The organism is Ochrobactrum soli (genome assembly GCF_003664555.1).
Taxonomy (GTDB): Bacteria; Pseudomonadota; Alphaproteobacteria; order Rhizobiales; family Rhizobiaceae; genus Brucella; species Brucella teleogrylli.
In genome coordinates, this window is record NZ_RCHH01000022.1 from 25,401 (window position 1) to 46,928 (window position 21,528).

The window sequence follows — 21,528 nt, forward strand, 5'->3', positions numbered from 1 at the left end:
AGAGATGGACCAGCACCCGATGCTGCTTAGTAATTGGTGATCTTTTTCATGTAGCGGCGACCATCCAGCATGACCTGCTCACGCTTCGCCGCCAGTTTGTAGGCAAATTTCCAAAGCGCATCGAAGAAAATCAACGGCACGAAATATCCCTTGAAAGTGTCATCTATGTCAGCGAGATCGAGTTTCGCTGCGTCCAGCACCAACATATTGTCCGGCTCGCCGAAACGGTACAGGAAATCCCGGCCACGCTCCGCCAGCGCACGCGTTTCATCGAGCCCAATCATGACGACGAAGCAGGCATTTTTATCGACGACTTCGAATGGGCCATGGAAGAACTCATTGGCATGGATAGCTTGCGAATTGATCCACAGCATTTCCATGAGCACGCAGATGGAGAATGAATAGGCTGCGCCATAAACCGGACCGCTAGCCATGGTGTACACGACTTTTTCGCGGCCATAGCGCTCTGCATATCTGGTAAAGGTTTCATCAAAATGCTGCTGACTGCGTTCAATGGCCGGTTGCAGTGCCGGCAGGCTTTCCAGCAGTTTGGGCAGCAGGCTGGTCTTGTCGCGTAAATCGACAATGCCCGCCAGCAACATGTAAAGCACGCTGTAATTGCTGTCGGCGCCATCGATCGGAATGCCGGTGGTGTAAGACGCCTGGTATTGCAGCACGTGGTCGGCGGCGGCGGCGAGCGGCGATTGCGGATCCAGCGTCAGGGAGACCACGCAGGCGCCCCGGCGACGGGCATGTTCTGCCGCCCGCACCGTTTCCTTGGTGGTGCCCGTCTGGGAGCACAGAATGACAATGGCGTCGCTGTTGAGGCGACGCGGGTCGCGTGTGACGAACTCGTCGCCATTATAGACATCAGAGGTCAGCAGTCCCGAATGGCGATCCAGAAAATACTTGCCCGGATGCATGATTGACAGCGATCCGCCGCAGGCAACCAGAAACACATGCGAAAAATCCCGCTGCGCAAGCGCATTTAAGGTTTCAGCAATATCGGTAGGAAGTGGTTTGGACATTCTATTCCTCTTTTCAGCGTTTTGAAGAGCCTGGCTGCGCCGATCGGCAGCCGTTCCGGTCCAGTGCAACATTTCCCGGTACCAATCCCGCGATACGTTGACAGTTCTACTTTAGTGTGCGAACGTTCTCACATCTTGTCAATTGGGAAAATAAGAATGATCAAAATCGCGGCGATGGGCGATAATGTCGTCGATTGTTACACTTCGCGTCGGGAAATGTTTCCGGGCGGTAACTGTGTCAATGTCGCTATCCATATGAGCCGTTTTGGGGCCGAGGCGGCCTATATCGGCGTGGTTGCCGCGGATGCGGCCGGAAGGGTCATTCAGACCGCACTGCGCGACGAGGGCGTCGATACTTCGCATCTGCGTATGGAGGCCACAGGCAAGACGGCCTATTGCATCATTGGTCATCGCGGCAACAATGATCGCTATTTCATCCGCTTTGATCTCGGAGTGTCGATGTTTGAGCCGAGCGTCGCCGATATTCAGTTTGCGCGCCGGTTCGATGCCGTCCATATCGGTCAGTCGAGCGGCCTTGACGGCTGGCTGGATGCCATTGCGCCGCAACGTCTGTCCTATGATTTCTCCACCCGTCGCGACGTGGAACACTATCGACGCATCGGCCCGAAATGCTTTCTGGCCGCTGTTTCCGGCGGTGAGCTTTCGCCGGACGAGGTTACGGCGACCATTGCCTGCCTGCGCGAGAGCGGCGCGGATTGGGTGCTGATCACCCGCGGCACCAAGGGCGCAGTTCTTGCCGGTGCGCAGGGGGTGTTTCATGCCGAAGCAACGCCGATTGTGGCGGTTGACACGTTAGGCGCTGGCGACAGTTTCATCGCCCGCACCCTTTATGGCCTGGTGAAAGGCGAGGCGCCCGCAACATTGCTACAGGCGGCGTCACGCGTTGCTGCGGCGACATGTGGCCAATATGGCGGTACAGGTCATGCCGCGCCGATTGATCTCGGCGAGCCTATAGCCGAGTTGCAGGATTGAGTCCGCTGCGCATGTCCTTTTGAGGTTAAGACCGACCAGATCAACCGGGATGGCGGGCGAGCGAACAGCGGGGCTGCCATTCGGCATGCAGCACGATATCCTGCTGCGCCCGATCGGCGCTATCGAGCCGCTCCAGGACTAGACGCGCCGCGGCTTCGCCAACTTCGAGCAGCGGCTGCCGGATTGCCGTCAGTTTAGGGGTAAAGAACGACATCCAGTCCAGATCGTCGAAGCAGACCACGGACAGTTGCTGCGGAATGGAAATATCGAGTTCGCTGATCGCCAGCATGGCGCCGGCTGACATCAAACCATCGGTGGTAAACAGCGCTGAAGGCCGGTTTTCCCGGGTCAGCAACGCGTTGGCGTGCTGGCGGGCAATATCGATCGAATAGCTGCCCACCTGGGCAACGAGGCTCGGATCAAAGGCGATCCCGGCTTCCTCATGCGCTTCGATATAGCCGAGCAGACGTTGCCAGCTCGGATAAAGCGATGAAATATCGATTTTCTTGTGCTGGCGGTCGTGAAGAAATGCGTTGAGATTCTTGTAGCGGCCATGCTCGAGTTCTGCCAGTACGCCAATGCGACTATGGCCGTCGAGAATCATTTGGGTCACTGCGGCGTGGGCGGCCTGGCGGCCATTGACGGTCACCGAATCTGCCTTCAATCCCTTGACGCGGCGATCGATCTGGACCACCGGACAGCCGCTGGCAACGACATCGTGCAAGTGCTGCGCCTTGAGAATATCACAGGGCGCAATGATGATGCCGTCGGCCTGCTTTTCGCGCAGAAGATCCACTGCCTCCAGCTCACGATCGATCGATTCATCGCTGTTGGTGACGATCAGGCCAAAGCCGCGCGCACGAACCACATCGGAAATACCGCGCAGAATACTGGCGTAAAACGGGCTTTGCATGTCGCCCGCGACAACGCCTATGGTCTTGCTGCGCCCGGTGATAAGACTGCGTGCCAGCAGATTGGGGCGATAGCCCAGCATATCAGCGGATTTCTTCACCTTGTCGCGGATTTCTTCGCTGGTATAGCCATAGCCGCCCAATACACGTCCGGCGGTCGCGGTGCTGACGCCGGCCAGGCGCGCCACATCGGCAATGGTCGTCTTGTCGGCGCGTCGTTCACTCATGTCTGCGCGTTCCTTCCAAGCAGTTTCACGCTGCTCAATACCTGTACCGTTTCATAGGCGATGATGGGCCTGATCTCAACTTTCAACTTGACGGATGCGATCAATCAATGGCTATATTGTGAGAACGTTCGCATATCATTATCAGCAACGCAAGTAGAAGACGAGCCTCGCACGGGGATAAAGTTCCAATCAAAGGGGAGATAAATGACCAATCGTCGCAAAACCGCATCCCGGCGCATGATAGTAGCGCTGGCGGCGCTGGCCACGGCCGCCAGCATCACCTCGGTGCATGCCGCACCGATCAAGGCACTACAGGACGCTGTGCCGGAGAATTACAGGAAGGGCGTCAAGATTGCTGCCTTCAATGACTGGCCACCGGACGAGTTTGTCGAAGACGGCGTCCTGAAAGGCTGGAGCATCGACATGGCCAAAGCCATGTCGGAACGCATTGGCGTGACATTCGAATTTACCGCAACCAGTTTCGACGCCATCATTCCGGGCCTGGCCAGCAAGCGTTTTGACGCCGGATTTTCTTCCTTCGGTGTGACGCCGGAACGGCTTGATTCGCTTGATTTCATTCCTCAGCGTAAGGAAGGCACTGCCTATGCCTTCTTGAAAGGCAAGGACTTTTCCATCAAGTCGGAAAAAGATCTGTGCGGCCATAGCGTTGCAGTGATGACAGGTGCCTGGGACTACCAATATCTGAAGGAAAAGAGCGCGGAATTGTGCGAATCCGCCAGTGAGAAGCCGATTAACCTGCAGCAATTCACCACCCAGAACGCCGCCGAACTGGCTGTGTCCTCGGGGCGTGTTGAGATGGTGGCGGCCGGATCGGCAAAAATGCACTATATGGCCAAGATTACGGGGCGCTTCAGCGTATCTGAACTGGTCAGCAATCCGGTCTTCAACGGCATTGGCGTGCGCAAGGGTGATGCGCTTGGGCCAGTTTTCCGTGATGCCATCCAGTCCATGATCGATGACGGCTCCTACAAGGAAATCATGGCAAAGTGGGGCGTTGATGGCGCCGGCACCCTGGAAAAGGCGGTTCTGGTTACTAAGGACAATCCGGAGCCAAAATAGTCAGGGCCGATTGAATGAGAACGCCCGTCAGCCGGCGGCGGTGCGAATACAGCCGCGGTCCATTGCGCAAGGGCCGGCCCGGAACACGGGCCGGCGGGTTTGGTAAGTTCGAATACGAATTTCGCTAAACACGATACGGTAGTCTGGAGTAAATCATGGCAAGAACAGCAAAGACGGTCGCGCACCGGCCGGATATACATAGTTTCAAACCGATACCCGTGCGCCATCCATCTCGATGGATCACCGGCGCCGTGCTCATTGTGATCGCATTGAGTTTTGTCAATATGCTGGCGACCAATGAGAACCTGCAATGGAACATTGTTGTGCGCTACATGTTTCATCCCGACATTCTCGCTGGCTTGGCGCGCACGCTGTTCCTGACTTTTGCCGCAATGATCTTCGGTTTTGCAATCGGCATCATACTGGCCGTGATGCGCCTTTCAGCCAATCCGGTGCTGCAATGGGCAAGCTGGCTGTGGATATGGTTCTTTCGCGGCGTTCCACCCCTGGTTCAGCTGATTTTCTGGTACAATCTGGCGCTTCTGGTTCCCAATCTGACCATTGGCATTCCGTTCGGGCCGACCTTGTGGTCCTGGGACATGAACACGCTGATCACGCCGATGAGTGCAGCACTGCTTGGCCTGTCCTTTACAGAAAGCGCCTATGCCGCCGAAACCATCCGCGCTGGCATCCAGGCGATCAATCCGGGCCAGACCGAGGCCGCCGCGACACTTGGCATGTCGCGGTTTCAGATCATGAAGCGCATCGTGCTGCCGCAGGCAATCCGTATCATCATTCCGCCGATCGGCAATGACACCATTTCAATGCTGAAATTTACGTCGCTGGTCAGCGTGCTTGCCTTGCCCGATCTGCTCTATTCGGCGCAGATGATTTATTCGCGCACATATCAGACCATTCCGCTGCTGATCGTGGCTACGATCTGGTATCTCATCCTGTCAACCGCCCTGACTATCATCGAACACCATATCGAGAACCACCTGAAATCCCGGCAGATCACCCGTTCCGCGTCATTCCTGTCCAGACTGCTGCCCTTCAAATTTGCGCTTGGATATCAAAAATGAATGAAACGCCCGCGAGCTTGCCACTGCTGCAGGTGGAAAGACTGACCAAATCTTTTGGCAATCACCGGGTGCTCGACGGCATCGACATGACGGTGGAAAAGGGGGACGTGACCTGCATTGTCGGCCCATCCGGCTCCGGCAAAAGCACATTGCTGCGCTGCCTGAACTATCTCGAAGTGCCGGATTCCGGTGCCGTGTTGCTGGAAGGCGAGCCGATCGGCATGCGTTGGCAGGGTGAGCGGCTTTATACGATGTCCTTCAACGAACTGGCACTCCAGCGCCAGAAAATGGGTATGGTGTTCCAGGGCTTCCATCTCTTCCCCCATAAGACCGTGGTGGAAAACATCATCGAGGCGCCTATGATCGTACGCAAGATAGGTCGCCAGTCGGCCACCGCCGCAGCGATGAAGCTGCTGGAAAAAGTCGGCCTTACCGAGCGCGCGAATTATTATCCCGACCAGCTCTCCGGTGGGCAGCAGCAACGCGTGGCGATTGCCCGTTCATTGGCCATGCAGCCTCGGCTGATGCTTTTTGATGAACCCACATCAGCTCTTGATCCGGAACTGGTCGGTGAGGTTCTGGCGGTGATGCGCCAGTTGGCCGAAGATGGCGTGACCATGATTGTCGTCACACATGAAATGAACTTCGCTCGCGAAGTCGCCGACCATCTGATTTTCATGGATGGTGGCGTGATTGTTGAATCCGGCCCGCCTAAAAAGGTTATTGGCAATCCACAACATCCGCGTACTAAAAGTTTTTTGAAGCGCGTGGCGTGACAGGAACGAATGATGATAATTCTCAATGCACAGCAAACCGAAGCCGCGCTCGATTATCCGGGATTGATCGAAGCCTTGCGTCAAGCGCATGCGAGCGGCAAACGACCGCAAAGCGACACGACCGTGCTTCAGGATCGGAAAAGCGCAGACAACCAGTTTGTGTCCCTGGTAGCTTGGCTCGAAGGGGAGGCGGTTGCCGTCAAGCTGGTCGGTGTTTTCCCTGGGAATGTCAAACTTCCTGTGGCCCAACCTTCGATCCAGGGCACGGTAACGCTGTTCAGCGGTCAGACCGGCGAAGCACTCATAGTCTGTGATGGCGCCATTGAAACCTTCAAGAAGACGGCGGCAGATTCGGCACTTGGCGCCAGCCTGCTGGCGCGCAAGGACGCCAGTACCTTGCTGGTGGTTGGCGCCGGGGGGCTAGCGCCCCATGTGGTGCAGGCTCATTGCGCCAGCCGATCGTCGATCGGTCAAGTCTTTATTTGGAACCGCAACTTCGACAGGGCGAAAAAACTTGCCAGCCGACTAGACATTGCTGGCGTCAACATCGTTGCCGTGCAGGATCTTGATGATACCGTCGCCAAGGCGGACATCATATCCTGCGTCACCATGTCAACCAGTCCGCTGGTGAAGGGAAAACTCCTGAAAGAGGGCGCTCATGTTGATCTGATCGGCGCCTATATGCCAGACATGCGAGAAGCTGACGATGACGTGTTCCGCCGTGCCGACCGGGTATTTGTCGATACGCGCCATTGTTGTGATGGTTCGGGTGAACTCGGAATTCCGCTCGCCACCGGTCTGATCAACCATGAGCAAATCGAAGCTGATCTGATTGAGCTATGTCAGGGAAAACATCCAGGCCGCAGCAACGATCGCCAGATTACCGTCTACAAGAATGTCGGTGGCGGCCATCTCGATCTGTTTACCGCGCAATATCTGTACAGCACTTTTTAGCGGCGGTGGGGCACGTTTAACACACACGATATTGAACACCGGATGGTTGCGAAGACCCGTTCTTGACTGGCTGTCTGGAACGGCAACCCGTCTAAAGCTGTCGGGTTGAAGCACGATTTTTCTTGACTCTACGTCAAAACCTTCCGGAAAACGCATGTAACGGATCGGTCCATGCCACCATATCTGCCTCGATTACCCGGAGAGCGGGAGCCTCCAGCCGTTGACAGGTTTTTTCTTCCGCCTCGGGAAAGAGCTGGTTCAAAACTAAACACAGTTGCGACGGTGTTGATAATTGCCGATGAAATATTGGACGAAGAGTTCATCGGCGCCGACTATTTATTTAACAGAGATAATTTCAACAGTTGCTGTCATACCAGCCGCGAGTTCAACACCGGACGGTACCTGATCGATTTGGATGCGCACAGGGATGCGCTGGGCAAGCCGTACCCAGGAAAATGTGGCTGCGACATTGGGCAGGCCGAGATGACCGGGCGTATCATTGCTGTTGTCTATCCCGCGGCCCATGCTTTCAACATGGCCGAATATGGGCTGATCAAAACCCATCAGCATGATCCGTGCCGGGTCACCACCGCGGATCTTCCAGATTTTAGTCTCTTCGAAGTAGCCAGTAATCCAGAAGCTCGCTGCATCCAAGACTGCGACCTTCGTCACGCCGGCGGTTGCAAAGTCGCCTGGCCGAAGCCTTAGGTTGGTGACATAGCCGTCAACTGGTGCGCGAACAGTTGATCGGGCGAGGTTAAGCTTGGCTAGCTCAAGCGCCGCCATCGCTGACTGATAGGCGGCGCCAGCCACCGCAGCCGCGCCGCTTGATTGCTGGATCGCCTCCTGGGAGACAACGTCTTTGAGCTTACTGTGCCGCCGTGCTGTCGTCTGACGAACCACCATATCCTGACGTTTGGCTTCTACCTCAGCCTCAGCCAACGAAACTGCCAACCTGAGCCGCTCGGGGTTGATCTCGTAAAGGATGTCTCCCCGACGCACATATTGATTATCAATCACCGGAACGGCACTGACTGTCCCAGAGACTTCCGGCGCAATCTGTACGACATCGACGCCAACCCGTCCATCGCGTGTCCAGGGCGTCCGCTCGTAATAGTTCCACGCCTCCAGTGCGATAAAGGCGGAGATGGCGACGATGCAAAGGGTCAGGGCATACCGCCCAAGCAGGGATAGAACAGGTTTCAAGGCAAGAGTCCGATCCATGGCAGGTACTGCACGAGCAGACCGTAGAGGATAACAAAGGTGGCGAGTTCGAAGAGCGGCCGATAAGCGAACCGGCGATTGAGACCCGAGGCGGTAATCAGGCGCAGCACTACCATGGTGGCGATCAGCGCGACGACCGCGAGCGCGACAAGGCCGGGGATCAGGACACCTCCGATATTGAGATCAACGATCATCGGTTGTGATCCTCCTGTCGGTTTGAGAGCCAAGCGCGAACCGCATGTCGATGAGCTGATCGACAATCTGCAGGCGGTTCCTAAGCACGCTACCGGCTGTCTTCTCGATCAGGGTCTCTATCTTCTTATCGAGGTCGAGGAGGTCGGGAGATGTTGACGGGTTATGGCCACTGAAGTGTCTGGCGATGACTGATAAAAGTTCTCTCAGTTCTATGCTGATCTCGCCCTTGATCTGCGGGATCGTCTTGCGAAGCTGTCCAGCGACATGCCCTATGCGAAGATGGTTAAGCGTATCGTCGAGCACATCCGGATAGGCGTTGCCGGTCAGCCGCAACCTTGGCAGAAGCAAGGCTGTCCGATCAATCATCAGGCTTGTCCAGCGCGCTTCGTTAGGCGCAGCGCCAAGCGCGCGGCGGCCAACGTCCCGACGGCTCAAGCGAAGCAAGCGATTGATCGCCCCGTCAACCGGCACGGTCTGGAACAAGGACATGTTCACAGCACCGAAGCCGACTGCAGCAAACAACGCGATTACACCGTTGAGTGAAGTGGAAAAGTCGCCTGTGTAATAGGGGCCGAGAGCCGATAGGATTGGAATAGTCAGCGTGATGCCGAGCGCCATGAAGGTTGTGGGTAGGCGTGCCTGGAGAGAGCCGGCGAACAGGAACGCCGGAGCGAGCACCGCGACAAGAACCCCGAAGTTAGTCACCTGGGGCAGGATGACGAAGCTGTAGATTAGGCTGATCGCGACCCCGTAAATTGAGCCGACGATATACTTGACAACAAAGGGCACAGGCGCATCGAAATTGCCGAACAAGGTGCAGCAGACGCCAAGAATGGATACTGCCATTCCGCCCTCCGGCCAAGACGTCCATATCCAGAAGGCGCAGCCGATGAGAATACCGATGATCGCGCCGAACGCAGTGCGTCCCGCCATCCACGGATCGCGGTGATAGACATAGCCTTTCGCGCGTTTCAGGCCATGAAGCGGTTTGACATCTGGCACTTGCCCAGGCGCTGCGATGTTCCGTTGCAGCCTATCGCAATCCTGTAACAAACCAACCATCTCGGCCAGATGACCTGCGAGGTTGGCAGCAAGCCTGTCGCCGGGCATAGTAGCATCGGAGCCCAAACGCTTCTGGAGTGATCGTGCGTGCGCGATGAGTCGGCCCGCGGCAGCCTCCCAGTCTTGCATTTCGGCATTTGCGGCCCAGGTTCTGGTTTCGCCAACCAGAAGGATCAACTCAGCGGGGGCATCGCCGTCGCCGGCGCGAAGTGCTTCAATTCGCTCTTTGACCTCGGCTGAGAGCCACAGCAATCTCGCGAGCCGGTCATGGATGAGTTGCAGTATCCGCCGTGATGGCGTTGGAGCTGGATCATAGGGCAGATGCGTGGCAAGCCCTTGGATTGCTAGCAGGTCCGCTGCAAGCTGGTGACGGTCGCGACAGTTTTCTCCCCGGGTTCCACTCAATGCATCGTCCGCCAGTCGACGGGCGTTTCGCAGAGTGGCCGACAACTTGAAGGTAAACTGGCCGGTCATGTGTTTCGGCAGGATGTAGCGATGGATCAGGACCGCACACAGAATCCCGATCGAGATTTCCTGGACGCGCACCGAAGCCGTCTCGAAAACTGCGCCGGGATCAAGCACGCTCGGGAACCCGATCAGGCTCGTTGTATACCCGGCGAGAACAAAGGCATAGGCGCGTGGTGTGCGATCAAGCAGCGAGAAAAACAGGCAGAGACCGATCCAACCCGCAAGCACGACGCTGCACACAATCGGATCGTTCACGAAGTTTGGAACAATCGCGACCGTTACTATGGCGCCGACAAACGTCCCAGCGAAGCGATAGACACCACGGCTGAGCGACGCTCCGGCAGACGTCTGTGAGACGATGTAGACTGTGACAATCGCCCAGAACGGTTTTGGAAGACCGATCCGTAGCGAAATGTAGTAGGCAAGCATCGCTGCGGCAAAGCTCTTTGCCGAAAACAATATAGCATCCGCATCCGCGATCATGGAGGGAGTACGGAGGAAGCTCGTTTGAACTCGAAAGGCTTCGAAGGCCCTGTATGAGAGAGTGTTAAGAGGCTGCGCGGTGTTCATCCCGCCAGTTGTGTCCTATTTGCGCGCGCAAATAAATTCAGTATTATGACATAAAATATCTAAAAATGGCCATTCTGATGTCGGTGCTGCGTTCTGTTGTTTCAGTTTTCGATCCTGACCTCACGCTTCTGCCTGCGGTCGCCCACAAACTTGATTTCGCCGATCATGAGGCGGAAGTGCCTCTTCACGTACACAGAAAGGGTCAGTTGATCCTCACTCTACATGGAGCTGTGACCTGCACTGCGGGCAACGATATCTGGATTGTACCCCCCAATTGCGGGGTCTGGATTCCCGGCGGCGTGCCCCATAGCGCACGCGCGACAGCGAATGCCCGACTGAACTATCTATTCGTCGAGCCGCATGCGGCGAATTTGCCGGAAACTAGTTGCACATTGTCGGTATCTCCCATGATCAGAGAGATGGTGGATCGGCTTGCTAGCGAGCAAGCTGACTATCTCCCCGACAGCCACCCCGCCCGGATTGTGCGGGTGGTCCTTGATGAACTTGTGCAGATGCCCCGTGAACGGTTCAACCTGCCGATTTCCAACCATCCAAAAATCCGTGCCATAGCAGATGCGCTGACGATCAAGCCTTCAGATCGTAGTACGTTGAGCGATTGGGCAAACCGGATGGCGATGAGCGAGCGATCGTTGGCGCGCCTGTTGATCCGCGAGACAGGACTGACCTTCGGGCGTTGGAGACAACAACTCCACTTGGTCGCGGCACTTCGTGAACTTGCAAGTGGCGAGAGCGTTCAGAATGTTGCGGCCGCGCTGGGGTACGACTCCGTGAACGCATTCATCACCATGTTCAAAAAGGCTCTCGGCAGTACTCCAGCACAGTATTTTGCGCAACGAACTGTGTCTAAGTGAGGTCAAGCCGAAGTGCCTCAACTGCGGCTCGTTTCTACATGTATGCCTGCATGTCACTACCGACGTGAGCCGGAACCGAAAATCTTGACTGGCAATCAAATGGCAGCTCGTTAATCGGTATTATTTCATTGATTTGGGAATAGTCATCTTTCCACGTGTCGCGAAAGAAATCTGTTAATTTCTTTGTGTTGCGGTGCTCGGCCAGTGAAGGCTTCGACATAATATGGAACACGGGCGAGCCGCAATGCAGTCTTTTCTTGCGTTCGCATGGAGATATAGCCAATCTGCACAAGATATATAGAGCGCGCGCGTACATCGGCGATATCTTCATCAAATCCGAAACGTTCAAACATCCGAGAAAGACCCCGAAGACGCAATACGTCGGCCTTCTGCACTTCGTTTTCAACTTTTTCTGATTGAAGGGCCCAACTGCGGATCGCGAATTCAAAAGCAGGATCAAATAGATCGCAATCAAACCAGCAATCAAAAACATTTAAAACGGCTTCTTCGATTGTTTCTGCATAGGCATTTGTCTGGCGCAGTAGGGCACCTGTATTCTTATCGCGCCAACGCGCGATAAGAGTGTCGAGCAATTCTCGACGGTCCTTGAAGAACCAGTAGAAACTGGTGCGTGACAGATTGAGCCGCTTGGCCAGCGGCAAAATACGCACGGCTTCCACTCCGCTTTCGATCAGCGCATCATAAGCCGCTTCAAGCCAAAGATCTGGCGATCCGCGCCATCCTGTTTCGTTTGTCACCGGTTGTTCCATGGCGTCAGATCTACCAGACGCTCGGTATTTGGCAAGAAGACTAAACAGCTTTGTACGGTAAAATGACAGCTATGATTATTAAATTGACAGTGATGTACATTTCTAGCTAGCCTTGTTGAAAACAACAAATGGGAACGACCGAAATGTCAGCCGATCCGCTGTTGCAGCCGCTTACCATCAAGCATCTGACGCTTCGTAACCGCATCATGCTCACGTCGCATGAGCCAGCCTATGCCATTGACGGCATGCCGAAGGAGCGCTATCGCGCCTATCATGTCGAACGGGCCAAGGCCGGTATCGCGCTGACGATGACGGCGGGCTCCGCCTCGGTGTCGAAGGACAGTCCGCCTGCCTTCAACAATGTGCTGGCCTATAAGGACGAGGTTGTGCCCTGGTTGCGGATGCTGGCGGATGAGTGCCATGAGCACGACGCGGCGGTGATGATCCAGCTTACCCATCTCGGTCGCCGCACCCGCTGGGACAAGGGCGACTGGCTGCCCTCCGTGTCGTCAACTGCAAAGCACGAACCGGCCCATCGCGCTTACCCCAAACGGGCCGAGGAGTGGGATATCGAGCGCATCATCCGCGATTATGCCGATGCGGCGGAGCGGATGAAAGCAGCCGGTCTCGACGGTCTGGAACTGGAGGCCTATGGCCACCTGCTCGACCAGTTCTGGTCGCCGCTGACCAATGAGCTCGATGGCGATTACGGCGGTTCGCTCGACAATCGGCTGCGGCTTTCCTTTCAGGTTCTGAGCGCCATTCGCGAGCGGGTTGGGCCGGATTTTCTGGTCGGCATTCGTTATGTCGCCGATGAGACGCTTGAAGGCGGCCTGACCCGTGCGGATGGACTGGAGATTTCCCGCAGGCTGAAGGACAGCAGTCTGGTCGATTTTCTCAATGTCATTCGCGGCCATATTGAAACCGATGCCGGTTTGACTGACGTCATTCCCATTCAGGGCATGCCGAGTGCGCCGCATCTGGATTTCGCGGGCGAAATCCGGTCCAGCACCGGAATGGCGACGTTTCATGCCTCCAAAATTCAGGATGTGGCAACAGCGCGCCATGCTATTGCATCCGGCAAGCTCGACATGGTCGGCATGACGCGTGCCCATATGACCGATCCGCATATCGTGCGCAAAATCCTTGAAAAGCGGGAAGAGGAAATCCGCCCCTGCGTCGGCGCGAATTACTGCCTCGACCGGATTTATCAGGGCGGTGCAGCCTATTGCATCCATAATCCCGCCACGGGTCGCGAGACCTCCATGCCGCATGTCGTCAACAAGGCTGAACAAAGCCGCCGCATCGTGGTTGTCGGTGCGGGTCCCGCCGGGCTGGAAGTCGCGCGCATCAGCGCCGAGCGCGGTCATAAGGTCGTGGTCTTCGAGGCGGCGAGCCAGCCGGGCGGTCAGGTACGGCTGACAGCGCAAAGCCCGCGCCGTCGCGAGATGATGGGCGTCATCGACTGGCGCATGGCGCAGTGCGAAAAGCTCGGCGTCGATTTTCGCTTCAACGCCTGGGCCGAGGCCGACACGGTAACGGCGGAAGCGCCGGATGTGGCAATCATCGCGACCGGCGGCATGCCGGAAATGAGCCTGCTTGGCGCGGGCAACGAGCTTGCCGTTTCCGCCTGGGACATCATTTCCGGCGATGTGCGCCCGGGAACCAATGCGCTGGTCTTTGACGAGGCGGGAGATCATGCCGGGCTTCAGGCCGCGGAATTCATCGCCAATGCGGGCGGCAAGGTCGAGATCATGACTGCCGACCGCACATTCGCACCGGAAGTTATGGGCATGAACCTCGTGCCCTATATGCGCAGCCTGCAAAAGAAGGATGTCACCTTCACGGTCGGCTATCGGCTGGAAGGCATTCACCGCGACGGCAACAGGCTCGTTGCGCGGATCGGCAGCGATTATGGCGCGCCTGTCAGCGAGCGCGAATTTGACCAGATCGTCATCAATGACGGTACACGGCCGATGGATGCACTGTATTTCGAGCTGAAACCCCTCTCCCGCAACCTCGGCGCGGTGGATTACGACGCCCTGATCGAGGGGCGCAAACAGGACGTTGTCAGAAATGCGCAAGGCGCTTTCGAGCTTTATCGGATTGGCGATGCCGTTGCGGCCCGTAACACCCATGCGGCCATTTATGACGGGTTGCGGCTGGGCAAGGATCTGTAGTCAGAGGCATGAACTCATAACTAAGAGTTATGAAGTCGTAGAAATTTTTTGCCTTTGTATTCTTTCCAGCGGTCACTATCGTGATGAAGATAAAGGGAACGTCGGCGGCATAATAAATAATCAAGGTTCCGCCAGAACGAGCATAGATCCAGCGTGTCTTGCAGGCATTTCCGGCCTGCATCCGCGTAAAGATGGGATTGTCGCGATGAACGATAAAAAAGGGGAGTGCAGTTATTGAACGCAATGCGACCGACTTTGGTGTCAGGGTCTGCTGGCGTGGAAAATGCGCCTGCCTCCGCATCGAAACTCATACGCCTTGAGGGGTTGAGCAAACATTTCGGGGCGCATCTCGTCCTTGAGAATATCGATCTGGAAGTTGCGCAAGGCGAAGTGCTGGCAATCATCGGTCCCAGCGGCTCGGGCAAGAGCACACTTCTGCGTTGTATCAATTATCTGGAAAGGCCGGATGGCGGTCTCCTGACGGTCGGCAAAGTAAAGCTCGACGCCACTCAAGCGCCGCGTACTGCGCAGCTGAAGGAATTGCGCAATACGGTTGGCATGGTGTTCCAGTCGTTCAATCTGTTCCCGCATATGAGTGTTCTGCGCAATGTCAGCCTGCCGCAAGAACGTGTGCTGGGTCGCAGCCGCGCAGAAGCCGAGGAGCGGGCGATCCAGCTTCTCGAACGTGTCGGTCTTGCTGACAAGGCGACACAATATCCGGGCCGCTGCTCGGGTGGTCAGCAGCAGCGCATCGCCATCGCGCGCTCGCTGGCGCTCAATCCGCAGGTGATGCTGTTTGACGAGCCGACCTCGGCGCTCGATCCTGAACTGGGGCTCGAAGTGCTTGCCGTCATGCGCGAGCTTGCCGAAAGCGGCATGACCATGCTCGTGGTGACCCATGAAATGGGCTTTGCGGAAAATGTCTCCGATACGGTCATGATCATGGCCGATGGGCGTATCATCGAGAAGGGCGCATCGAAGGACGTCATGCGCAATCCGCAAGAGGAACGCACGAAGCGGTTTCTTCGTGCGGTGCATGACCGATGACAGCGGACAATGTTCTCCTCATCCTGAGCGGCCTGCCATGGACCATAGCGCTGACGCTGGGTTCCTTCGCAATTGGCTGCATTCTTGGCGTCCCGCTTCTCGCCGCGCGTCAGGCATGTCTCGCGCCGGTACGGTGGATCGCGGCTGTGCTGATCCAGATCGTGCGCGCCCTGCCACCGATCCTCTGGCTGTTCATCATCTTCTTCGGCATTGGCATGGGCATCATGCCGATTAATCCGTTTGTGGCTGCACTGATCGGTCTGGGGCTGATCGCATCGGCCAATATGGCTGAAATCTATCGCGGTGCGCTGGCCTCTCTTCATCATGGCCAGTGGGAAGCGGCGACGGCGTTGAATTTCGGCACCCGCCACACGCTGGTCGATGTGGTCGCGCCGCAGGCCTTTCGTGTCGCGCTGCCATCGGCGGCGAGCTATCTGATCGGGCTGATGAAGGAAACCGCCGTTGCCTCGACCATCGGTGTCGCGGATCTCGCCTTCAGGGGCAATCAGGTGTCGCAGCTGACCTTCAAGGGCATCGAGGTCTTCGCGCTGGTCGGCCTGTTCTACATTTTCCTGAGCCTCCCCGTCGCATGGCTGTCGCGCTCTGCCGACAGCTATCTGAGAGCGAAGGTGGCGCGCTGATGTTCCCGACCTCTGAAGAATTCTACGAATGGATGCCCGCGCTGCTCGGCGGGTTGCAAGTCAGCTTGCAGGTGGCGGCGCTGAGCCTCGCCATCGGCATCCCGCTCGGGCTGTTGCTGGCGCTGGGCGTCGGTGCAAAATCGCGCTTCAATCGTTATCTGAGCCTGTTTCTGGTCGAGATCGGGCGCGGCGCTCCCGCGCTGGTGCTGTTACAGTTCATGTATTTCGGCCTGCCTGCGACCGGTCTGACGATGACCTCGTTTTTGGCTGCTGTGGTGGCGCTGGCCTGGAATACGGGCGCTTACACGAGCGAGATCATCCGCGCGAGCCTGCAATCGATCCATCACGGCCAGCGCGAGGCGGCAGAGGCGATGGGCTTCAATGCGCTTGACGAACTGCGCTTTGTCCTGCTGCCGCAGGCTCTGCGCGTGGCGCTTCCCGCGCTGCTGGGCTTCGCGATCCTGATTTTTCAGGGCACGTCGCTCTGCTTCACGATCGCCCTGCCGGAACTCGTCAGCAACGCCTACGAAATCGGGTCCAATACGTTCCGCTATATGCCTGCCTTGCTGCTGGCCGGCTTGCTCTATGCCACGATCTGTATTCCGGCAGCATGGATCGTTTCCTATGTGGAGAAGCGCTCATCCGCTTACGCCACCCGATAAAACCCAACGCAACAATAAATGCCCACAAAAATAAAGGGGAGTAGCAGATGAAAAATGGGATGATACGTAAAGGTGTTCTCGGCGCCGCATTGCTTATGGGCCTGTCTTCGGCAGCGTTCGCAGAGGATTGCAAGCCGAAGCATGAGTTCAAGACCATCACGCCGGGCACGCTGACGATTGCCGTCACCACCTATGCACCGCATTCTTTCATGGATGAGAGCGGCAAGCTGAAGGGTCTCGATGGCGATATCGCAACCGAATTCGCCAAGCGTGAATGCTTGACCGTCAAGCCGGTCGCCGTCGATCCGGCTGCGGCCATCCAGTATGTGCTGTCGGGTCAGGCCGATATTACCACCGGCGATTGGTATCGCACCGCCGAACGCGCCAAGGTCATGAACCTTTCCTATCCGCTTTATAAGGACCAGATGGGTCTTTATTCCAAGGATGGCGCCAAGACTGTCGAGGAACTGGTCGGCAAGAATGTCGGCACCGTTCAGGGCTATCTCTGGGTCACCGATGCCAAGAAACTTCTGGGTGCGAAACTGCGCCTTTATCCGAACTCCGTGAACATGCATCAGGATCTCGCATCGGGGCGCATCGACATCGGTATCGATGGCTATTCGACCGGCGCTTATGCGGCCAAGAATGGCACGCTCAAGGATATCAAGGTCGAGGTTGCGCAGCCTGATCCGCGCATCCGCGCCACCAAGGAAGCGGCGCAGGCCAGCCTGCCTTATGCCAAGAGCGCGACGGATTTCGGTGCGGCACTCGACGCCAATATCGAGGAAATGCACAAGGACGGCACGATTGCCAAAATCCTGAAGTCCTACGGTCTCGATGAAAGCGCTGGCGACACCGGTGCGCCAAAGCTCATCGAGTAGTCGATAACACAATGATATGGTGCAGCGGTTTACTGCTGCACCTGTCTCAACCATACATTTTATCGGAGACTGAACGATGACTGTTTACGCGGTCAGCCGGAATAGCCAGTCATGGTATGGAGAACAGGTCGGCATTCTCATTCTTGATGCGGCCTATCCCTGTGTGCCCGGCAATGTCGGCAATGCGACGACCTATAATTATCCCGTTCGTTATCAGGAGGTGTGTGGTGCTTCCATTGATCGGCTGTTGAACCGGCGAGACCCGCACTTGCGTGAGGCTTTCGTGGAGGCGGCGCTTGAGTTGCAGAGGCGTGGTGTGAAAGCAATTACCGGCGCCTGCGGGTTCATGGCATATTTCCAGGAAGAGGTTGCCGAAGCAGTCGATATTCCGGTCTTCTTGTCGAGCCTGATGCAGATACCTTTCATGCACGCTGTAGCGCGTGGCACTGTGGGCGTGATCACCGCCAATGCAGAGCGTCTGACACCGCGCCATTTCGCGGCAAGCGGAATCTCCAGCACAATCCCGATTGTACTGGCTGGAATGGAAGATCAGGAGGAATTCCGTGAAGCGATCCTCGAAGAGAAGGGAACGCTCGATTCCGCCGCCATCGAGCGCGAGGTTTGTAACGTTGCCAAAAAGCTGATGAGTGACAATCCCGATGTTCGATCCATTCTACTCGAATGCAGCGATCTCCCACCCTATGCTCATGCGGTGCAGAAAGTGACTGGGCGGCCTGTGTTCGATTTCATCACGATGATTAACTATGTCCAGCAGACTGTTGCGTGCCGCCCCTATCACGGCTTCATGTAACCGGAGTTCTCCGATGCCTCTAGACCACTATTTTCTCCTTGGCCGATCAGGTCTTCGTGTCAGCCGTCTCGCGCTTGGCACGATGACATTCGGCAATGCCGGGATCAGGGGGATCGGCGGGTCGTGGGGCACCGATGAGGGCAATGCGCGGGCCATTTTCGACCGCTATCTGGAAGCGGGCGGTAATTTCATCGACACGGCGGATTCCTATGGCGCGGGTCTCAGCGAAACACTGGTTGGCAAGTTCGTCGAGGAAGCTGGCGCACGGGATCGCGTGGTCATTGCGACCAAATATTCGAACAATCTGCAGCCGGGCAATCCCAATGCCGGTGGCAATGGCCGCAAGAACATGATGCGAGCGGTTGACCAGTCGCTGAAGCGACTGAAGACCGATTATATCGATCTCTATATGGTGCATACTTGGGATGGAATAACGCCGGTGGAAGAGGTGATGCGCGCTTTCGACGATCTGATCCGAGCCGGCAAAATCCGCTATTGCGGCCTTTCGGATGTGCCTGCCTGGTATGCAACACGCGCACAAACCTGGGCGGAAGCGCATGCATTGTCGCAACCAATCAGCCTGCAATTGCCCTATTCACTGGTCGAACGCAGCATAGAGCAGGAATTTGTGCCGCTCGGACAAAATCTTGGTCTCGGGATCACCGCATGGAGCCCGCTGGCCATGGGGCTTCTGTCGGGCAAATATCGCGCGGGTGGCGAGGGTCGCCTGAACCGCGACAATGCCGAAGGGCTGGGCCTGTTCACGGAGCGCAACATGCGTATCGTTGCGGCGCTGGCGGAGGTGGCCGATGCCATGAAGAAGCCGATGGCACAGGTCGCGCTCAATTGGGTGGTGACGCAGCCGGGCATCGGAGCAGCCATTATCGGCGCAAGCAAGCTTGCCCAACTCGACGACAATCTGGACGCGCTCGCATTTACAATTCCGGATGAGTTGCGCGCTAGACTGGAGGGTGCAAGCGCCCTTCAACCCACTTATCCCTATTCGCTTTTCGCGTCGGATTATCAGGCGGGCATTCTCAACTCCGGCGTTTCGGTCGGTGACAAGCCTGCCGGTTATCAACACCCGCATTTCGTGCCGAAGGTCGGTGAATACGCTTTCGGAAAGCCTCCCAAGAACGACTGATCAGTCTTAAGGAACCACCATGAACGACATGCCCGTGAAGGTGCGCTCTGTCGCCGCCGTCGGACCAGCCCTTTTTGTCCTCACGCTCGATTGCGATGACAAGCCCGGCATCGTGGCGGCCATCACCACGGAACTGGCGGCCATCGGTGGCAATATCGTGGAAAGCAATCAGTTTCGCGACAGGCTGACCAACCGCTTTTTCATGCGCATTGCTTTCAGCGCGCCGCTTGGCATGTCGCGTGAGGCGATCGAGCATGCACTGAAACCGGCAGGCGAGCGGTTCGGCATGAAATTCGCGGTGGCCGATGCCAGCCGCAAGCCGAAGATCGTTCTCATGGTGTCCAAATTCGATCACGCCATGCTGCATCTTCTCTATCAGATCCGCGTCGGCTGGCTGAATGCCGAGGTTGTTGCCATCGTCTCCAATCATGAAGATAGCCGCGAAACGGCGGAAAGTGCGGGCATTCCCTATCATTCATGGGGCGTGAACAAGGACAACAAGGCCGAGCAGGAAGCCCGCCTGATCAATCTGGTACGCGAGACGCAGGCCGATCTGGTGGTCCTCGCACGCTATATGCAGGTGCTATCGGATAATCTGTCCAACCGCCTGTTCGGCAAGATCATCAACATCCACCATTCGTTCCTGCCATCCTTCAAGGGTGCAAAGCCCTATCATCAGGCTTTCGAGCGCGGCGTGAAGCTGATCGGTGCAACGGCGCATTATGTGACGCCGGATCTCGACGAAGGCCCGATCATTGAGCAGGAAACCGAGCGGGTCACGCATTCCATGAGCGCGGAAGATTTCGTCGCCACCGGGCGCGATATCGAAAGCCGGGTTCTTGCGCGGGCGGTGAAGATGCATCTGGAAAACCGCGTTATGCTCAATGGGCACAAGACGGTGGTTTTCGCGCAATAGGCCGAGGGCCTATATATCCAGTTCCGCGTCTGCGCCCCGTTCGAGAAGCCAGTCGCGGAACAGTTCAGCCCCCCGCTTTGGCGGGCGTTGAGCGGGCATGACGAGATGAATTGTATCGCCGGACCGATGAAAAATATGCGTGGCGGGCACAAGGCGTCCGGCCACGATATGATCATGGACGAGGTGTTTCCAGCCAAGCGCCACGCCTTGCCCCTGCACCGCAGCCTCAATGGAGCTGAGCGCGTCGGTAAAGACGAAATCCTGTTCAATGCGCGGGTTTGGTACGCCGGAGCGTTCCAACCATTCGCGCCAGCCAAGCCGCGAGCGGTGGCGCTCCTCGAAATGCAGCAGCGTGTGGTTCAGAAGATCGCTCGCTTCCTCGATCTGTCCGCGCTCCTTCAGATAAGCGGGGCTGCAAACCGGCCAGACTTCCTCCGTCACGAAGGGCCAGGCGAGGATGCCCGGCCATTTGCCTCTCCCCAGACGCGCTGAAACGTCGATATCTTCTTCAAGCAAATCCTGATCGTCGCGACTGCTTTCTTCGATGCGCAGCGCCACATCCGGATGCTTTTCCTTGAACCCTTTCAGGCGTGGCAAAAGCCATAGCTGCACGAAGGATGCCGAGAACGACACGCGGATGATATCGCGCGAGTGTTTCTTGCGCATGGACGAGATGACCATGTGCAGATGGTCGAATGCTTCCTGCGTTTCGCGATAAAGCCGCTGGCCTTCCGCCGTCAGTTCCAGACGGCTGCGCTCGCGCCGGAAAAGCTTCAATCCGGCGGCTTCTTCCAGAAGCTTGATCGTCTTACTCACCGCTGGCTGGCTGACATTCAGCTCTTCCGCTGCCGCCGTAAAGCTCAGCCGTCGAGCCGCCGCCTCAAACACGAAGAGGTAATTGGCCGAAGGGATGAGCGAGCGGAGTCTATGCATAATCTGAAGTTATATCTTCGCGGATTTTTTATCAAGCTCACAGGGGGCAGAACCCTCTGTAATGTAACGCACAAAGGAGTCCGTATTGTCGCCGGGAGCGA

Annotated in this window: 21 protein-coding genes; 14 read left to right on the plus strand and 7 right to left on the minus strand. The window is 56.9% G+C overall.

Features of this window, described 5'->3' with window-relative positions; translation table 11 throughout:
* Positions 1-26 precede the first annotated feature (26 nt).
* Positions 27-1,028, minus strand: a complete 1,002-nt coding sequence (locus D8666_RS21820) for an SIS domain-containing protein (protein ID WP_121539418.1) — start codon at positions 1,026-1,028, stop codon at positions 27-29.
* 114 nt (positions 1,029-1,142) lie between these two features.
* On the opposite strand from D8666_RS21820, the gene D8666_RS21825 reads away from it, so the two are divergent.
* The gene (locus tag D8666_RS21825) at positions 1,143-2,021 is read left to right on the plus strand and encodes a PfkB family carbohydrate kinase (protein WP_268967063.1); all 879 of its coding nucleotides are present in this window, start codon (positions 1,143-1,145) and stop codon (positions 2,019-2,021) included.
* Positions 2,022-2,061: 40 nt separating this feature from the next.
* On the opposite strand, the gene D8666_RS21830 is transcribed toward D8666_RS21825, so the two are convergent.
* Positions 2,062-3,159 carry a LacI family DNA-binding transcriptional regulator gene (locus D8666_RS21830; protein WP_121539420.1) on the minus strand — a complete coding sequence of 366 codons (1,098 nt, stop codon included), beginning with the start codon at positions 3,157-3,159 and terminating at the stop codon, positions 2,062-2,064.
* 204 nt (positions 3,160-3,363) lie between these two features.
* Here D8666_RS21830 and D8666_RS21835 point away from each other — a divergent pair, with 204 nt between their 5' ends.
* From D8666_RS21835 to D8666_RS21850, 4 genes are all read left to right on the plus strand, one after another.
* A complete protein-coding gene (locus D8666_RS21835; RefSeq protein ID WP_121539421.1) occupies positions 3,364-4,239 on the plus strand; it encodes a transporter substrate-binding domain-containing protein in 876 nt (291 codons plus the stop codon).
* Positions 4,240-4,394: 155 nt separating this feature from the next.
* A complete protein-coding gene (locus D8666_RS21840; protein ID WP_121539422.1) occupies positions 4,395-5,321 on the plus strand; it encodes an amino acid ABC transporter permease in 927 nt (308 codons plus the stop codon).
* The gene (locus D8666_RS21845; RefSeq protein WP_121539423.1) at positions 5,318-6,097 is read left to right on the plus strand and encodes an amino acid ABC transporter ATP-binding protein; all 780 of its coding nucleotides are present in this window, start codon (positions 5,318-5,320) and stop codon (positions 6,095-6,097) included. The genes D8666_RS21840 and D8666_RS21845 overlap by 4 nt, the downstream gene beginning before the upstream one ends.
* 9 nt (positions 6,098-6,106) lie before the next feature.
* Positions 6,107-7,051, plus strand: coding sequence for an ornithine cyclodeaminase (locus D8666_RS21850; protein ID WP_121539424.1), 945 nt, complete (start codon positions 6,107-6,109; stop codon positions 7,049-7,051).
* A 336-nt stretch (positions 7,052-7,387) separates the two neighbouring features.
* Here D8666_RS21850 and D8666_RS21855 read toward each other — a convergent pair whose 3' ends face one another.
* From D8666_RS21855 to D8666_RS21865, 3 genes are read right to left on the minus strand one after another with little or no spacing between them, the layout of a single operon-like run.
* Positions 7,388-8,275 carry an efflux RND transporter periplasmic adaptor subunit gene (locus tag D8666_RS21855; protein WP_121539425.1) on the minus strand — a complete coding sequence of 296 codons (888 nt, stop codon included), beginning with the start codon at positions 8,273-8,275 and terminating at the stop codon, positions 7,388-7,390.
* Entirely contained in the window at positions 8,254-8,469 is a 216-nt protein-coding gene (locus D8666_RS21860; RefSeq protein ID WP_121539426.1) for a DUF1656 domain-containing protein, read from the minus strand. Before D8666_RS21860 ends, D8666_RS21855 begins: the two co-directional genes overlap by 22 nt.
* Positions 8,459-10,570: an FUSC family protein gene (locus tag D8666_RS21865; protein ID WP_121539427.1), complete on the minus strand. Its 2,112-nt coding sequence runs from the start codon at positions 10,568-10,570 to the stop codon at positions 8,459-8,461. Before D8666_RS21865 ends, D8666_RS21860 begins: the two co-directional genes overlap by 11 nt.
* Positions 10,571-10,635: 65 nt before the next feature.
* Here D8666_RS21865 and D8666_RS21870 point away from each other — a divergent pair, with 65 nt between their 5' ends.
* Positions 10,636-11,442 (plus strand): AraC family transcriptional regulator, encoded by an 807-nt coding sequence (locus tag D8666_RS21870; RefSeq protein ID WP_371830846.1) that lies wholly within the window; start codon positions 10,636-10,638, stop codon positions 11,440-11,442.
* Positions 11,443-11,585: 143 nt separating this feature from the next.
* On the opposite strand, the gene D8666_RS21875 is transcribed toward D8666_RS21870, so the two are convergent.
* Positions 11,586-12,212: a TetR/AcrR family transcriptional regulator gene (locus D8666_RS21875; protein ID WP_121539428.1), complete on the minus strand. Its 627-nt coding sequence runs from the start codon at positions 12,210-12,212 to the stop codon at positions 11,586-11,588.
* A 143-nt stretch (positions 12,213-12,355) separates the two neighbouring features.
* Between D8666_RS21875 and D8666_RS21880 the strand changes: the two genes are divergently transcribed.
* The 8 genes from D8666_RS21880 (at position 12,356) to purU (ending at position 20,494) form a co-directional block, all read left to right on the plus strand.
* Positions 12,356-14,392 (plus strand): NADH:flavin oxidoreductase, encoded by a 2,037-nt coding sequence (locus D8666_RS21880; RefSeq protein WP_121539444.1) that lies wholly within the window; start codon positions 12,356-12,358, stop codon positions 14,390-14,392.
* A 234-nt stretch (positions 14,393-14,626) separates the two neighbouring features.
* Positions 14,627-15,439, plus strand: coding sequence for an amino acid ABC transporter ATP-binding protein (locus D8666_RS21885; protein ID WP_113534320.1), 813 nt, complete (start codon positions 14,627-14,629; stop codon positions 15,437-15,439).
* Positions 15,436-16,080, plus strand: a complete 645-nt coding sequence (locus D8666_RS21890) for an amino acid ABC transporter permease (RefSeq protein WP_121539429.1) — start codon at positions 15,436-15,438, stop codon at positions 16,078-16,080. The genes D8666_RS21885 and D8666_RS21890 overlap by 4 nt, the downstream gene beginning before the upstream one ends.
* Positions 16,080-16,742: an amino acid ABC transporter permease gene (locus tag D8666_RS21895; protein WP_121539430.1), complete on the plus strand. Its 663-nt coding sequence runs from the start codon at positions 16,080-16,082 to the stop codon at positions 16,740-16,742. The genes D8666_RS21890 and D8666_RS21895 overlap by 1 nt, the downstream gene beginning before the upstream one ends.
* 59 nt (positions 16,743-16,801) lie before the next feature.
* On the plus strand, positions 16,802-17,623 hold the full coding sequence (locus tag D8666_RS21900) for an ABC transporter substrate-binding protein (protein ID WP_235859045.1): 822 nt from the start codon (positions 16,802-16,804) through the stop codon (positions 17,621-17,623).
* A gap of 76 nt (positions 17,624-17,699) precedes the next feature.
* Positions 17,700-18,434: an aspartate/glutamate racemase family protein gene (locus tag D8666_RS21905; RefSeq protein ID WP_121539431.1), complete on the plus strand. Its 735-nt coding sequence runs from the start codon at positions 17,700-17,702 to the stop codon at positions 18,432-18,434.
* A 13-nt stretch (positions 18,435-18,447) separates the two neighbouring features.
* Positions 18,448-19,578 carry an aldo/keto reductase gene (locus D8666_RS21910; RefSeq protein WP_121539432.1) on the plus strand — a complete coding sequence of 377 codons (1,131 nt, stop codon included), beginning with the start codon at positions 18,448-18,450 and terminating at the stop codon, positions 19,576-19,578.
* A 19-nt stretch (positions 19,579-19,597) separates the two neighbouring features.
* Positions 19,598-20,494, plus strand: coding sequence for a formyltetrahydrofolate deformylase (gene purU, locus D8666_RS21915; protein WP_121539433.1), 897 nt, complete (start codon positions 19,598-19,600; stop codon positions 20,492-20,494).
* 9 nt (positions 20,495-20,503) lie between these two features.
* Here the strand turns inward: purU and D8666_RS21920 are convergent, their stop codons facing one another.
* On the minus strand, positions 20,504-21,427 hold the full coding sequence (locus D8666_RS21920) for a LysR substrate-binding domain-containing protein (RefSeq protein ID WP_121539434.1): 924 nt from the start codon (positions 21,425-21,427) through the stop codon (positions 20,504-20,506).
* Between the last annotated feature and the right edge of the window lie 101 nt (positions 21,428-21,528).